This window comes from Streptococcus wuxiensis (assembly GCF_040888245.1).
In the GTDB taxonomy this organism is placed as follows: Bacteria; Bacillota; Bacilli; order Lactobacillales; family Streptococcaceae; genus Streptococcus; species Streptococcus wuxiensis.
Map to the genome: position 1 here is coordinate 81608 of NZ_JBFNFE010000003.1, position 15175 is coordinate 96782.

The following is a 15175-nucleotide window of genomic DNA, read 5'->3' on the forward strand; positions in this document are numbered from 1 at the left end:
ATTTTCTAAATCTTGATTTAGGCTTTTTCACGAATGACCAAGACACCATCTTCCATATCAGCTTCTAGGTGTTTAGCATCAAGATTATCCAAATGGAAGTCTGTTACTTTATCACGGATTTGTTGTTCAACTACTCGACGGAGTGGACGAACACCCATAACTTCATCATAACCTTCTTCAGTCATGTATTCTTTGGCTGCATCGCTCACTGCCAAGTCAATTTCTTTCTTAGAAAGTGTCTTATTGACATCAATCAACATCAAGTCAACAATCTTAGAAAGGTCTTCCTTGCTCAAGTGTGAGAATTCAATCACAGCGTTGAAACGGTTGAGGAATTCTGGACGGAAGTATGGTTTCAATCGATCCATGAGTTCTGGTTTATCAGCATCTTCTGTCAAGTTAGTTTCGTAACCAAAGCCCGCGTTTGAAGTTGCGATAATCACCGTATTCTTGAAGTTGACAGTGTTACCTTGACCATCTGTCAAACGACCATCATCCAAGACTTGAAGAAGAAGAGTAATGACTTGAGGGTCAGCCTTTTCAATTTCGTCGAGAAGGACGATTGAGTATGGGTTACGGCGAACACGTTCTGTCAAAGTATTGTTATTGTCATCATAACCAACATAACCAGCTGTTGTACCAATCAATTTAGAAACGGCTGTACGGTCGCTATATTCTGACATGTCCAAACGGATGATAGCATCTTTCGTTCCGAACATATCAAGAGCCAATTGTTTAGCCAACTCAGTCTTACCAACACCAGTAGGACCTACAAAGAGGAAGCTACCGATTGGACGGTTACCTTCATCAAAACCAGCACGGTTTCGACGGATCGCTTTGGCAACGGCTTCAACAGCCTTGTCTTGACCGATAACCTTAGTTTGCAAACGGTGGCCCATATCTTTCAAACGTTCAATATCAGTTGCACCCATTTGTGAAACAGGAATACCTGTCATACGTTCTACAGACTCAGCTACGTCATTTACAGTCGCTGTAACCTTGTGATCTTCTGTATGGTTAGCAATTTGCTTTTCAAGTTCTTCGATACGAACTTTTGCATTTAGAGCTGCTTCGTAATCTTCTTTTGCAGCAGCTTCTTCTTGTTTAGCTTTTTCCGCTTGAATTTCGTGCTCAACTGCATGTACATCTGTCACTGGGTGTTGTGCTGCCAAGTGAGCAGCGGTCACATCGACAAGATCAATAGCCTTATCTGGCAAGCTACGTTGTGGAATATATTGAACAGAGTAATCAACGGCAGCTTTCAAGACTTCATCTGGCAAAATAACATTGTGGTGTTGTTGATAAAGATCACGGATCCCTTGGAGAATCTTGAAAGTATCTTCAGCAGATGGAGCATTAACTTTCACCTCGTTGAAACGACGAGCTAGAGCAGCATTTTTCAAAATAGTGTTGCGATATTCATCTTGAGTTGTTGCACCAATCACTGTCAATTCCCCACGTGAAAGAGCTGGTTTCAAGATATCAGCAAGTCCTTTAGATCCTTGACCATCACCTGTGCTACCTGCACCAAGGATTTGGTGGATTTCATCGAAGAAGAGGATAATATTTCCAGCTTCTTTAACCTCGTTTACCAAGTTTTGAATGTTTTCTTCAAAGCTACCACGGTATTGAGTACCAGCTTCAAGTCCAGAAATATCAATTGAAATGATTTCTTTGTTCTTGATTGCTGCTGGAACGTCTCCATTCACAATAGCTTGGGCCAAACCTTCTACTACTGCCGTTTTACCAACACCAGCATCACCTACTAGAACTGGGTTATTCTTTGTACGACGAGAAAGGATTTCAGATGTTTCTTGAATTTCCTTGTTACGTCCAATAACCGGATCCAGCTTCCCTTCACGTGCTTCTGCTGTTAAGTTACGTCCAAGTTTTGCAAGAATCCCATCTTGTTTCATACCTTTACCTTGAACGTACTGAGCTTGTTCACTTCCTTCGCTTGGAAGTTGACCGGTTTGACGGTAAATAGCGAATTCTTCAGGTGTTACTTCACGACCGTTAATCAAGTAACGACGGTTTTCTGAACTATATCCACGCATACCACCCATTAATTGGTTAAATAAATCATCCATGTTGTTAAAGTTATTAAAGTTGTTATTCATATTTCATACCTCGTTTGTTTCAAATTTATTTAGTCAAAACATTTTGACTTTCTCTGACCTTTGTTTTAAAAAATTTAGACTAGCTATTTGCTACTCTACGTATAATTTCAGGTTTTTCTTTATCCAATACAGGTTTTTCGATTGGACTTCTAAAAATACTAATGTTAACCATAGGTTGTACCTCTTTTCTAGGTTTTACCCATACTTTGATCTTAAGATAGTATATGCAATCACCTTAAAATCAAGGTTTTCTAAGGACTTTCCTTATCCTTATGTTCTTAGTATATCACTTTGGTCAGTTTTAGTCAAGAGTTTTGACTAAATTTGACTAATTTTTTTTAAAAAATTTTTATAACAAAAAAACCAGTCAGAGTGACTGGTTTTTGATTTACTATTTATAAATCTTAGCTCAATGCATCATCCATTGAAAGAACTTCGTGGAAGACACGTTGTGTTAATTCAGTTTTTTGTTCTGGAGTGAGGTATTTAGTGTTTACACAGTATCCAGAGATACGTACGATTACGTCTTCACCTGACATGATCTTTTCGTAAACATCGTTCAAGTCCATAACGTTCAAGTTAACGTGTTGTCCACCGTTTTCGAAGTAACCATCAAGGATTGTTACCAAGTTATCAACTTGTTCGTCACGAGTTTTACCAAGAGCACGTGGTGAAACTTGAGTTGTCAATGAGATACCATCAGCTGCATAACCAAAGTCAAGGCTAGCAAGTGAGTTCAAGTTTTGCAACCATCCACCTTTAGCTTTGTTAGATGGGTTAGCACCTGGTGAGAAGAATTCAAGTTTAGACAAGTTCACAGAACCATCTTCGTTGAGGTATACACCTTTGTGGACTGGTGAGTTACCAGTTTGTTTAGAGTAAGCAACATTAGATGTGATTGTCAAAAGTGATACAGTAGCTTCTGCGTCTTTGTAAAGTTTGTGGCTACGTAGACGAGTTGTGTAAGCTTCGATCAACCATTCTGCCAATTCGTTTGAACGTGGGTCATCTTCACCCCAACGTGGGTATTCACCGATTGTTTCGTAATCGTAGATGTAGCCATTTTCGTCACGGATTGGTTTAACTGTAGCGTACTTGATAGCTGACAATGTATCAACAGTGTTCGCAAATCCACAGATACCGAATCCCATGTTAGCACGTTGTTTAGTTGGCAAGAAGGCCATTTGAACAGCTTCGTAGTTGTACTTATCAGTCATGTAGTGGATGATGTTCAAAGCATCTACGTAAGTGTCAGTCAACCAGTCAAGAGATTTTTCAAAGTTTGCTTTAACTGATTCGAATTCAAGAACTTCGTCACGGATTGGTTCGATGTCAAATACTTTATAGTCTTTATGAACATCGTCGTAACCACCGTTCAAACCAGTAAGAAGAGCTTTAAGAACGTTAACGCGAGCACCGAAGTACTGGATGTTGTGACGTTGTTCTTCGTTTTCTGGGTCAAGTGGAGACACACAACATGAGATACAGCTCATTTCACCGTATCCATCTTTAGCCATTGTTGTAACACCTTCGTATTGGATTGAAGAGTGTTTGTGGCTCATGTGCATACAGTAGCGACGGAAGTTGTATGGCAATTTGTCAGTCCAAAGAACTGTCAAGTTTGGTTCTGGAGAGTTACCGATGTTATCAAGAGTATTCAAGAAACGGTAGTCCATCTTAGTAACACGGTGACGACCGTCGTTACCCATACCAGCCATAGAAGTTGTGATGAAGGTTGGGTCACCTGAGTACAATTGGTCATAAGCTTTTGTACGAGCAAATTTAACTGTACGAAGTTTCATAACGAAATCATCAACAAATTCTTGGATTTCTGATTCAGTAAATGTACCACGAGCAAGGTCACGTTCTGCGTAGATATCCAATACGATTGGCACACGTCCTAGAGATGTAGCTGCACCGTTGATAACACGGCAGACAGCCATGAAGGCAATGTTTACCCATTGGATAGCTTCTTTAACGTTCATCGCTGGTTTGCGAACGTCAACTCCGTAAAGATCACCCAAGCGTACAACTTGTTGCAATGCTTGATATTGAAGGTTGATTTCTTCACGAAGACGGATTGTCTCTTCATCGATTTCTTCGATTGAGTTCCAATCGTTTACTTTTTCTTGCATCAAGTAGTCTGCACCGTAAAGAGCAAGACGTGCGTACACACCAATGATACGTCCACGTGAGTATGCATCTGGAAGACCAGTTACAGTGTGAGCGTGGCGAGCACGACGGATGTTTGAAGTGTAAGCACGGAAGATACCGTCGTTAACAGTTGTTACATATTTTGTGAAAATTTCGTGAACAGCTGGGTCTGGTTCATATCCATTTTCCTTCAAAGTAGTTTCAGCCATACGGATACCACCTTTTGGCATGAAGTTCAATTTGAAGAGTTCATCATTTTGGATACCATAAATAACTTCGTTTTCTTTGTCGATGAATCCTGCAGGGATATCAGCGATAGATGTTGGACGAGTGTCCATTGGGAAACGAGTTTCTTCGTAGTGTGCTTTAGTTTCTTCTACGATTTTTTTGATGTGAAGTGAACGCTCTGTTGGTCCTGCAAGGAAGCTTTCATCACCATCATAAGGTGTGTAGTTTGCTTGTACAAAGCGTGATACACTTGCTTTTTCTTTCCAGTCAACACCTTTAAAGCCTTCCCAGGCTTTGTCAAAAATGTCCTGTGCTTCAACAACTGTCTTAACAACCATGTTAATGTCCTCTTTTATCTTTCTAGTAACAGTCATCTGTTACATTCATGTATTCAGTATACCACACAGTAAACGATTTCAACAAGTGAAATCACACTTTTTAGGCACTTTCTTTTATAATACAGTTGTTATTTTAGTGTTAACTGTAGTATATTTTTGAAAAAGAAATGGCCATTTCCCATTTTTTCAGAAAAAAGGTATAATAAGGCTAGAAAATCTATCAAAGAAAGGACAGTCCATGCTGATATTTCCACTGATGAATGATTTATCCCGTAAAATTATCCATATTGACATGGATGCCTTTTTTGCTGCTGTAGAAATTCGTGACAATCCTAAACTTAAAGGCAAACCCGTTATTATTGGTAGCGACCCTAGGAAAACAGGTGGTCGGGGTGTTGTTTCAACCTGTAGTTATGAAGCCAGAGCATTCGGCATTCACTCAGCCATGAGTTCCAAAGAGGCTTATGAACGCTGTCCTCAAGCTATTTTTATTTCTGGGAACTACGAAAAATATACTACTGTTGGCCAACAGATTCGAGCTATTTTTAAACGATATACGGATAAAATTGAACCTATGAGTATCGATGAAGCTTATCTAGATGTAACTGAAAACAAGCTTGGTATCAAATCTGCTGTTAAAATTGCTCGTTTAATTCAGCAGGATATCTGGAATGAATTACAATTAACAGCTTCTGCTGGTGTATCATACAATAAATTTTTAGCTAAAATGGCAAGTGACTATCAAAAGCCTCGTGGTTTGACAGTCATTCTTCCTGATGAAGCTGAAGATTTTCTCAAACAAATGGATATCGCTAAGTTCCACGGTGTGGGCAAGAAAACAGTTGAGAAACTCCATCAAATGGGTGTATATACGGGTACTGACCTTTTAGAGGTTTCTGAAATCACTCTCATTGATCGTTTCGGAAGACTCGGTTTTGATCTGTATCGCAAAGCTCGTGGCATTGATAATTCTCCCGTCAAATCCAATCGTATCCGTAAGTCTATTGGTAAAGAAAAAACTTACAGTAAGATTCTAAGTCTAGATGAAGATATTAAAAAAGAGCTAACTCTTCTTTCGGAAAAAGTTGCTCTTAGTCTTCAAAAATATGAGAAAAGTGGTAAGATCGTCATTTTGAAAATCCGCTATGCTGACTTTTCTACTTTAACAAAACGAAAAACACTGAATCAACAAACACAAGACTCTGAAGAAATTGCTCAAAGCATTATCCAACTCTATGAAACACTGAGTGATAAAGACAAGGGCGTCCGTTTATTAGGAGTCACTGTGACAGGATTTTAAAAACCTTGAAGGAATCTACCCTCAAGGTTTTTTCTTATACAAATAATCGAACAAAGCTATAAAGTAGTAACACACTACCAAGGACAATACGGTATTTACCAAACACTGTAAAGTCGTGTTTTTTGACATAGCTAGTCAAGAAACGAATGGCAACCATGCTGACTGCAAAAGCCACTACCATGGCTACCAAGAGCAAGAAGAATTGACCAAAACTCAAGACTTCTCCCGCTTTGATAAATTTAAAAATCTTCAAAGCGCTGGCTCCAAACATAACTGGAATTCCTAGATAGAAGGTAAATTCTGTTACCACTGAACGACTAGTTCCATTTAACAAACCACCTACGATAGTTGCTCCGGAACGGCTAGTCCCTGGTAGAAGGGCCAAGACTTGGAAAAGACCGATATACAATGCTGTTTTATAAGGTAATTTATCTAAATCAGTGACTGTTGGCTCAATCGCTTGCGCTTTATTACGTTTTTCAAGATAGATGAAGGCAACCCCATAAACAATCAACATGATGGCTACTGAAACTTTATTATAGAAATGGGTTTCAAACCAATCATCAAATTTAAAAACGGCTAATAAAGGAAGTGTAGCCACAAATACTTTGGACCATAATTGCCAGGTTCTACGAACTTGAACTTTATCCTTACCTGGTTTGAAGGGATTAAGCTTGTTAAAGTAGATAACCATAACGGCTAAGATTGCACCCAGTTGAATGACGACATTAAACATAGACATAAAAGTTTCATTTTGATCTTTAAACTGGATAAACTCTTGTGCTAAAATCAAGTGGCCAGTACTTGAAATCGGCAGCCACTCCGTGATTCCTTCAACAATTCCAAAAAAGATAGCTTTTAAAATTTCAAAAAAATACATAGATTACTCCTTTTTTCTATCCTCCATTATATCATACTTTTAAAGGATGTGTTTAGTTTTCTTTAGAAAGCACCAACACTTCCACCACCGCCACCGCCTGAGAAACCACCACCAGAGCTACCGCTTCCGGATGATACAGAAAAGGTACTTGCTGTATTTGCGACTGAGGTGTACAAATTGATTTGAGTAGCAGATGTGTGAAATTGTTTATCCCACCCACAAGATACATAAAGATTCATAGCAGCATTTTCAAGTTGAATATTGTGAAGTTTCATGATTTTATTCACCTTCTTAGCGTATCCATAGAGAGTTGCATAGACCAAAAGACGATTCCAAAGTGCAATACTCTCTAGTTCAGCCTTATCAAGATGAGCAATATCCCGAAGCATATTTTCAAAACTTGTCCAAAGGTAATAGGCTTCTGCTCCCTCTTCATTTAAGACTCCATCACGAGAAGGTCCTCTAGTCACAAAATGAACCAAGGCACTGGCTAGCAATCCCATTAAACCGAGGAAAAGTAAAGGGAGTGAAAAATAACCACGCGTTCGCAGACTATAGTAAAAGATAAGAAAGCCTATTAAACCTGTTATAGCTGAACAGACTTTCATTTTTTTCACAAGATTATTTTCTTTTTCCGTTAAAGGTCGATAATAACTTGGAATTCGTAAAATTTTCACCTTGTCTCGAACACAACTTTGCATGCGTTCAAGTCGTCTCTCAAAGGAACGCTTGAGGTGCATGCCGAATTCTCGAATATGCTTCTCATCAGCTTCCTTAGCTCCATGGAACAAACCAGAAGAAACTTGATATTCAGGGAAAAGGTCTGAAAGAGCCAATTCTTTATTTGTAGAAAGGGTCATCCGCAGACACTCCTTCTCAAAATTTGACAAACCTTTTTCGCTATTAATTCTCAGCCACGGCTCTTCTTCACCCTCAAAAATAGATAAATGCCCTCGATCGACTAAATCTAATAAGGTTGCCTGAATTAGTTGTTCAAAGGTGAATTTCCCAAACTTCTGCTTATTTAGAGGACTAACTTCCTCTAAGGATGTTGAATAGATTGCTTCTGACAAAACCATTGGAGGTAGGTCCATTGGGGGTTCGTAGAGACGATGATTCTTTGGATATACCTTTTTAAGAGTCGTATGCTGACGAAATTCTCTATAATAGTGGACCGTTACTAGTAAGAGAGCCATAAAGAAGATTGGAAAAATCCATTTTATCATGACCTTAGCGTGTACTTTATCGGCCTTTATTTCTACCTCAACTCTTTTAAAGTTGCTTATATTATCTTCTTCCAGTCCTTGAGTCGGAGCGCTTGAGAAAGCCTCTCTTGGCCAATAGGCATGAAGTTCAATCTGACGATTTTTAGGAAGATTTTTCATCTTCACCCAGTAGATATCATTTACTTTTTCAACCTTTCCCTCATTGAGGAGTTGACCAGTATGGAAAAAGAGTTTCTCTGCCGGACTATCTGAAGTTACTCGAAATTCCAGATCTTTGATATTCCCTGAACTATCTGTCAGTGGTTGCCAATTCAGCTCAGCAATATCCTGATATAAGAAAAGAAGATTTTTAAGTTGCCAAGTAACAGTCACACGAACAGTATCTCCTGTTTTTCCTGGATTAAAAATGGTGACCTTGTAGCCATCCTCTTCTTCCTTAGTATATGAAAGGACATCTTGAACGATTTGCCCATTTTTAGATACGAGGACAGTTGGATCATCATCAATCTCAAATCCCTTTGGCATCTTCCCTGCTTTACCGAGCCCAATCAATTGACCATTAAAATCATCTTTAAAATGGTAGGTAATTGTTTCTTTAAAAACTGCTGTATTATCTGCATGAATATTCAAATCACCCTTATAGGACAGAATATCGAAGTCTACTGCAAAAACTAGACGAGGTACAAATAGCAAACAAGTAAATACCAGAGCAAGAAGCCATCTCTTTTTCATCTTACATTCCCTTTCATGTTTTTTCACTATTATATCATTTTTTAGAAGTTAAGGTTTACTTGTATTGAAAATCTCACCATTTTTAGATACAATAGAGGGAGCCATTTTTAGACTAGAAATAGGAGAAAACATGAAAAAATTATGCTTATCTATCCTTGCTAGCCTAGCCCTTACTCTAGGACTAGTTAGTCAGGTCCAAGCCGATGAATATTTACGCATCGGGATGGAAGCAGCTTACGCCCCCTTCAACTGGACACAAGACGATGACAGTAACGGTGCTGTCAAAATCGATGGAACAAACCAATATGCTAACGGTTACGATGTTCAAATTGCAAAAAAAATCGCTAAAGATCTGGGTAAAGAACCACTCATTGTAAAAACTAAATGGGAAGGACTCGTTCCAGCCCTTACTTCTGGTAAGATTGATATGATTATTGCAGGTATGAGTCCAACCGCTGAACGTAAGCAAGAAATTGCCTTCTCAAGCAGTTACTATACCAGTGAACCAGTACTTTTAGTCAAAAAAGATTCTGCCTATGCAAACGCCAAAACACTAGATGATTTTAAAGATGCAAAAATCACTTCTCAACAAGGGGTTTACCTTTATGACTTGATTTCTCAAATTCCAGGCGCTAAAAAAGAAACTGCCATGGGAGATTTCGCTCAAATGCGTCAAGCTCTTGAAGCTGGTGTCATTGACGCCTATGTTTCTGAGCGTCCTGAGGCTCTAACTGCTGAGTCAGCAAATGCCAAATTCAAAATGATTCAACCTGAACCTGGTTTTAAAACTGGAGAAGAAGATACCACTATCGCTATCGGTCTTCGTAAAGATGACGACCGTATCAGCCAAATCAATGCGAGCATCGAAACCATTTCTAAGGATGAACAAGTTGCACTAATGGATCGTATGATTAAGGAACAACCTGTTCAAGCTACAACTACTGAAGAAAACAGCAGTAATTTCTTTAGCCAAGTTGCTAAAATTCTAACTGAGAACTGGCAACAACTCTTGCGTGGTGCTGGAATCACACTTTTAATTTCAATTATCGGTACCATCGTTGGTCTCGTTATTGGTCTTGCTATCGGTGTTTTCCGTACTGCGCCTCAATCTGAAAATCAATTTATCTACGTCATTCAAAATATAGTTGGTTGGATTCTCAATATCTATATCGAAATTTTCCGCGGAACTCCTATGATCGTACAATCTATGGTTATCTACTATGGAACTGCCCAGGCTTTCGGAATCAACCTAGACCGTACTCTGGCTGCTATCTTTATCGTTTCTATCAATACCGGTGCCTACATGACCGAAATCGTTCGTGGTGGTATCTTGGCTGTTGACAAGGGACAATTTGAAGCAGCTACTGCACTTGGTATGACTCATAATCAAACCATGCGTAAGATTGTTTTACCTCAGGTAGTTCGAAATATCCTACCTGCTACTGGTAATGAGTTCGTCATCAACATCAAGGATACTTCTGTATTGAATGTTATCTCTGTTGTAGAACTTTACTTCTCAGGAAATACAGTAGCAACACAGACCTACCAGTACTTCCAAACCTTTACTATTATCGCAGTTATCTACTTTGTCCTCACCTTTACAGTAACACGTATCCTACGCTATATCGAAAAACGGATGGATATGGATACTTACACTACAGGTGCTAACCAAATGCAAACGGAGGATTTGAAATAATGAATCAACCCATTCTTGAAATCAAACACCTCAAAAAATCCTATGGACAAAACGAGGTCCTAAAAGATATTTCCCTTACTATCCATAAAGGAGAAGTTATTTCCATCATTGGAAGTTCCGGTAGTGGTAAATCAACCTTCCTACGTTCAATAAACTTACTTGAAACACCAACTGAAGGTAAAATCCTTTATCACGGTGAAAATGTCCTCGAAAAAGGATATAACCTCACTCACTATCGAGAAAAACTAGGAATGGTCTTCCAGTCCTTCAACCTTTTTGAAAATCTAAACGTGCTTGAAAATACAATCGTTGCCCAAACAACTGTACTCAAACGTGATCGCTCAGAAGCAGAGAAAGTTGCTAAAGAAAACCTTGAAAAAGTCGGCATGGGAGAACGTTACTGGCAAGCCAAACCTAAACAACTTTCTGGTGGGCAAAAGCAGCGTGTTGCTATTGCTCGTGCACTTTCCATGAATCCTGATGCCATTCTCTTTGATGAGCCTACATCAGCCCTTGACCCTGAAATGGTCGGTGAAGTTCTCAAAATCATGCAAGATTTAGCTCAAGAAGGCTTGACCATGATCGTCGTAACCCACGAAATGGAATTTGCTCGCGATGTATCACACCGTGTCATCTTTATGGATAAGGGTGTCATTGCAGAAGAAGGCAAACCAGAAGATCTATTTACTAATCCCAAAGAAGAACGTACAAGAGAATTTTTACAACGCTATCTTCGATAAGAGAAAAGACTGCCATTGCAGTCTTTTTTTATATTCCAAAAAATGAAAAGGCAGATTCTTTTCGAACCTGCCTATATCCAAAGACTAATCTTCAAATTTTTCATGATTTTTATTGTAGAAATCAATTAAGCCGAGGGCTGTTTCAAAGGAAATGTTTTTAACTTTTGCACGTCCTTGAGCCAAAGCAATGATAGACATCTCACGCGCATTCGTTTCCTTAGAAATACGATACCCTGTGATCTTCTTATCACGAACCCAGCTAACAACTGCTTCTACTTTTTCAAAGTTAGACTTAGCCATGTTATTCTCCTATTTTTTTCTTTACGCAACTTCATTCTATATGTTTTTATAGCATTTGTCAATTGAAACACATATATTAATAAAGTTATTGCGTTAAGATTATAATTATTTAGCTTTCAAAGCTGATAATATATGGGTTCGAATATCTTCAACTCCATTAGGATTTGCTGGCAAGAATATTGTATTATTTCCTTGTTTATCTGCAAAATTATTCAATGTATCCAAATACTGATTGGTTAATAGGATTGACATAATTTGTTCTTCAGTTAATTCGACATTGGCTCCTTTTAACTCTTTAATAGAATCAGCAAGTCCATCAACAATTGCTTTCCGCTGCTCTGCGATCCCCACACCATGGAGGCGATCTTTTTCTGCCTCAGCTTCTGCCGCTGTAACGATCTTAATTTTATCTGCTTCAGCCAATTCTTGAGCTGCCACTCTCTTACGTTGGGCAGCATTAATTTCGTTCATTGATTGTTTGACTTCTGCATCCGGCTCAACTTTGGTAATGAGCGTCTTAACGATAATATACCCATACGTTGACATTTCTTCCGCTACTTGCTTTTGAACTTCTAATGCAATTTCATCTTTTTTCTCAAACAATTCATCCAAAGTTAACTTAGGAACAGATGAGCGCAATGCATCTTCAATATAAGATTTGATTTGAGCTTCAGGTCTCATCAATTTATAGTAAGCGTCTGTAACGTTTAACTCATTTACACGATACTGAGTTGCGACATTCATAGTCACAAAAACGTTATCTTGGGTTTTGGTTTCAACCACGATCTCACTTTGTAAAAGGCGTAGCTGCACACGAGCTGCAATTTTGTCAATGCCAAATGGTGCCCGTAGATGAATACCACTATTACTTAACTTTTGATACTTACCAAATCGTTCGATAATTGCAACAGACTGTTGACGAACGACATAAACAGAGCTCACTAACATAGCTCCTACAATAAGCATTAGAATCACTAGAACAAGTAAAACTTGTAAAACCATGGGAATCTCCCCCTTTCTTCACTTACATTATAGCACTCGTATATAGGTTAGGCAAATGATATGATAAAAATTTTATAGGATATTAAACAAGCATATTATATAGAGTTTCATTCCCATTCAAGTTAATATAAGACGGATCAAATTTCTCCATTCGGTGAATCAAGCCCGCATAATCATGCTTGTTAGCAAGAGCAATACCGATTAAGACTGGTCCTGTTCCTTTGCTGGCACGTTTAATATACTCAAAACGTGTGATGTCGTCATTCGGTCCTAAAATATCATTTACAAACTCGCGAAGTGCACCTGGACGTTGTGGGAAGTTTACCACAAAGTAATGCTTGATGCCATCGTAAATCAAGGCACGCTCTTCCATCTCTGGCATACGGTTGATATCGTTATTTCCTCCAGAGATGATACAACAAATAGTCTTCCCTTTAATATAATCTGACAGTACTTCCAAGGCCGCCACACTAGCAGCACCTGCAGGCTCAGCTACAATCCCCTGTTTAGAGTAAAGATCTATTAAGGTCTCAGAGATTAAACCTTCATCCACTCCGATAAGCGTTTCAACATTTTTACGGGTTGCTTCATAGGTCAATTGTCCAACCTTCTGCACAGCAATCCCGTCTGCAAACTTATCAATTTCTTTAAGTTTAACCGGACCTCCAGCCTCAAAGGCCGCCTTCATGGAACGAGCTCCGTTGGCTTCTACACCTAGAACTTCAATATCCGGATTCGTTTCCTTTATATAAGTAGAAACTCCTGCAATGAGTCCTCCACCTCCTACAGGCACCAAGACAGTATCAAAATCAATGGATTCTTTTCGCGCTTCTTCTAAAATTTCATAAGCTACTGTTCCTTGACCAGCTTGAACATAGGGATCATCAAAAGGATCAATAAACGTACGATTTTCAGCAACTGTATAGTCTTGAGCTGCCTTGGCCGAGGCATCAAAGGTATCTCCTACCAATTTGATAGTTACAAAATCTCCACCAAAGAAACGAACCTGCCCAATTTTCTGTTGAGGTGTTGTAATGGGCATAAAGATTATTGCAGGAATCTTCATCTCGTTACAAGTGTAGGCAACACCTTGAGCGTGATTGCCCGCTGATGCGCACACTACTCCACGTTCACGTTCTTCCTTAGTCAATTGTGAGATAGCATAATAAGCTCCACGAATTTTAAAAGAGCGGACACGTTGAGCATTTTCTTTTTTGAGATAAATTTTCGCTCCGTATTTTTCGGATAAATAATGATCGTAGTCAAGTGGTGTATTGGCTACGACACCACTCAGAACCTTGTGGGCCTTCACCACATCTTTTGCACTAAGCATAATCTTCTCCTTGATTCTTTTTCAAGATAAAAAGCGGGTTAGGTACCCCCCAACTCGCCTTCTATTTTTATTCTCAAAAATTAGTTGTAGATTTTGAATGCGTCATCGTCGTTTTTACCAACAAATGGCATTGCTTTACGCAATTCTGCACCAACCTTTTCAATTTCAAGGTTAGCTGCTTGTTCACGGTAAGCAGTCAATTTTGGACGACCAGCTTTGTAGTCGTTCACAAAGTCGTTAGCAAATGTACCGTTTTGGATGTCAGCAAGAACTGCTTTCATGTTTTCTTTAACTTGCTCAGTGATGACACGTGGACCTGAAACGTAGTCACCGTATTCAGCTGTGTTAGAAATTGATTGACGCATTTTCTTGAATCCACCCTCGTAGATCAAGTCAACGATGAGTTTCATTTCGTGAAGCACTTCAAAGTAAGCCAATTCTGGAGCATATCCAGCTTCCGTCAAGACTTCAAAACCAGCTTCAATAAGGGCAGTCAAACCACCACAAAGAACTGCTTGTTCACCAAACAAATCTTCTTCAGTTTCTTCTTTGTAAGTTGTTTCCAAAAGACCAACGCGTGCTGCACCAACACCTTTACACCAATCCATGGCGATGTTTTTAGCATTTCCTGTTGCATCTTGATACACAGCGTAAAGTGCTGGGACACCAAATCCTTCTTCGTAAGTACGACGTACCAAGTGTCCTGGCCCTTTAGGAGCACACATGAAGACATCTACATCTGCAGGAACTTTGATGAATTCGAAGTGGATATTGAAACCATGCGCAAATCCAACTGCATTCCCGGCTTCCAAGTTTGGAGCAATTTCTGCTTCGTACAATTCTTGTTGGATTTCGTCTGGTGCCAAAATCATGATAACATCAGCCAATTTAGTTGCTTCTGCTACTGTATAAGTATCAAAACCATCTTCTTTTGCCTTATCAAAAGATTTACCTGGACGAACACCGATGATCACATCGTGACCTGAATCACGCAAGTTTTGAGCGTGAGCATGACCTTGTGAACCATAACCGATAACAGCGATTTTTTTACCATCAAGTGCTGCTACTTTTACATCTTTTTCGTATTCCATTTGAACTGACATAGTTTTTCTCTCTTTTCTATATT

The 15175-nt window shown here is 39.1% G+C and carries 11 protein-coding genes; 3 read left to right on the top strand and 8 right to left on the bottom strand.

Annotated elements, in window-relative coordinates; translation table 11 throughout:
* Positions 1–17 precede the first annotated feature (17 nt).
* Together AB2B47_RS04850 and pflB are read right to left on the bottom strand one after the other, a co-directional pair.
* Positions 18–2120: an AAA family ATPase gene (locus AB2B47_RS04850; protein WP_006151750.1), complete on the bottom strand. Its 2103-nt coding sequence runs from the start codon at positions 2118–2120 to the stop codon at positions 18–20.
* A gap of 404 nt (positions 2121–2524) precedes the next feature.
* Positions 2525–4840, bottom strand: a complete 2316-nt coding sequence (gene pflB / locus AB2B47_RS04855) for a formate C-acetyltransferase (RefSeq protein ID WP_006151871.1) — start codon at positions 4838–4840, stop codon at positions 2525–2527.
* Positions 4841–5078: 238 nt separating this feature from the next.
* Between pflB and dinB the strand changes: the two genes are divergently transcribed.
* On the top strand, positions 5079–6140 hold the full coding sequence (dinB, locus tag AB2B47_RS04860; RefSeq protein ID WP_006151678.1) for a DNA polymerase IV: 1062 nt from the start codon (positions 5079–5081) through the stop codon (positions 6138–6140).
* A gap of 34 nt (positions 6141–6174) precedes the next feature.
* Here dinB and AB2B47_RS04865 read toward each other — a convergent pair whose 3' ends face one another.
* Together AB2B47_RS04865 and AB2B47_RS04870 are read right to left on the bottom strand one after the other, a co-directional pair.
* A complete protein-coding gene (locus AB2B47_RS04865) occupies positions 6175–7020 on the bottom strand; it encodes an undecaprenyl-diphosphate phosphatase (RefSeq protein WP_006152099.1) in 846 nt (281 codons plus the stop codon).
* A gap of 62 nt (positions 7021–7082) precedes the next feature.
* Entirely contained in the window at positions 7083–8978 is a 1896-nt protein-coding gene (locus tag AB2B47_RS04870; protein WP_320693753.1) for a DUF2207 domain-containing protein, read from the bottom strand.
* A gap of 130 nt (positions 8979–9108) precedes the next feature.
* Between AB2B47_RS04870 and AB2B47_RS04875 the strand changes: the two genes are divergently transcribed.
* Together AB2B47_RS04875 and AB2B47_RS04880 are read left to right on the top strand one after the other, a co-directional pair.
* Entirely contained in the window at positions 9109–10674 is a 1566-nt protein-coding gene (locus tag AB2B47_RS04875; RefSeq protein ID WP_036756961.1) for an ABC transporter substrate-binding protein/permease, read from the top strand.
* Positions 10674–11414, top strand: a complete 741-nt coding sequence (locus AB2B47_RS04880) for an amino acid ABC transporter ATP-binding protein (protein ID WP_004251965.1) — start codon at positions 10674–10676, stop codon at positions 11412–11414. Before AB2B47_RS04875 ends, AB2B47_RS04880 begins: the two co-directional genes overlap by 1 nt.
* Positions 11415–11498: 84 nt before the next feature.
* Here AB2B47_RS04880 and AB2B47_RS04885 read toward each other — a convergent pair whose 3' ends face one another.
* The 4 genes from AB2B47_RS04885 to ilvC all read right to left on the bottom strand — a co-directional run bounded on the left by AB2B47_RS04885 (position 11499) and on the right by ilvC (position 15152).
* Positions 11499–11714: a capsule biosynthesis transcriptional regulator gene (locus AB2B47_RS04885; protein ID WP_004251963.1), complete on the bottom strand. Its 216-nt coding sequence runs from the start codon at positions 11712–11714 to the stop codon at positions 11499–11501.
* 105 nt (positions 11715–11819) lie between these two features.
* Positions 11820–12716 (bottom strand): SPFH domain-containing protein, encoded by an 897-nt coding sequence (locus AB2B47_RS04890; RefSeq protein WP_004251962.1) that lies wholly within the window; start codon positions 12714–12716, stop codon positions 11820–11822.
* 82 nt (positions 12717–12798) lie between these two features.
* Entirely contained in the window at positions 12799–14049 is a 1251-nt protein-coding gene (ilvA, locus tag AB2B47_RS04895) for a threonine ammonia-lyase IlvA (protein ID WP_320693754.1), read from the bottom strand.
* Positions 14050–14129: 80 nt separating this feature from the next.
* Positions 14130–15152, bottom strand: coding sequence for a ketol-acid reductoisomerase (gene ilvC, locus AB2B47_RS04900; RefSeq protein WP_320693755.1), 1023 nt, complete (start codon positions 15150–15152; stop codon positions 14130–14132).
* Positions 15153–15175: the final 23 nt, after the last annotated feature.

Excerpts from the sequence above, each read along its gene's own strand:
- AB2B47_RS04850 (WP_006151750.1), bottom strand. The coding sequence starts at position 2,120 with ATGAATAACAACTTTAATAACTTTAACAACATGGATGATTTATTTAAC.
- pflB (WP_006151871.1), bottom strand. The coding sequence starts at position 4,840 with ATGGTTGTTAAGACAGTTGTTGAAGCACAGGACATTTTTGACAAAGCC.
- dinB (WP_006151678.1), top strand. The coding sequence starts at position 5,079 with ATGCTGATATTTCCACTGATGAATGATTTATCCCGTAAAATTATCCAT.
- AB2B47_RS04865 (WP_006152099.1), bottom strand. The coding sequence starts at position 7,020 with ATGTATTTTTTTGAAATTTTAAAAGCTATCTTTTTTGGAATTGTTGAA.
- AB2B47_RS04870 (WP_320693753.1), bottom strand. The coding sequence starts at position 8,978 with ATGAAAAAGAGATGGCTTCTTGCTCTGGTATTTACTTGTTTGCTATTT.
- AB2B47_RS04875 (WP_036756961.1), top strand. The coding sequence starts at position 9,109 with ATGAAAAAATTATGCTTATCTATCCTTGCTAGCCTAGCCCTTACTCTA.
- AB2B47_RS04880 (WP_004251965.1), top strand. The coding sequence starts at position 10,674 with ATGAATCAACCCATTCTTGAAATCAAACACCTCAAAAAATCCTATGGA.
- AB2B47_RS04885 (WP_004251963.1), bottom strand. The coding sequence starts at position 11,714 with ATGGCTAAGTCTAACTTTGAAAAAGTAGAAGCAGTTGTTAGCTGGGTT.
- AB2B47_RS04890 (WP_004251962.1), bottom strand. The coding sequence starts at position 12,716 with ATGGTTTTACAAGTTTTACTTGTTCTAGTGATTCTAATGCTTATTGTA.
- ilvA (WP_320693754.1), bottom strand. The coding sequence starts at position 14,049 with ATGCTTAGTGCAAAAGATGTGGTGAAGGCCCACAAGGTTCTGAGTGGT.
- ilvC (WP_320693755.1), bottom strand. The coding sequence starts at position 15,152 with ATGTCAGTTCAAATGGAATACGAAAAAGATGTAAAAGTAGCAGCACTT.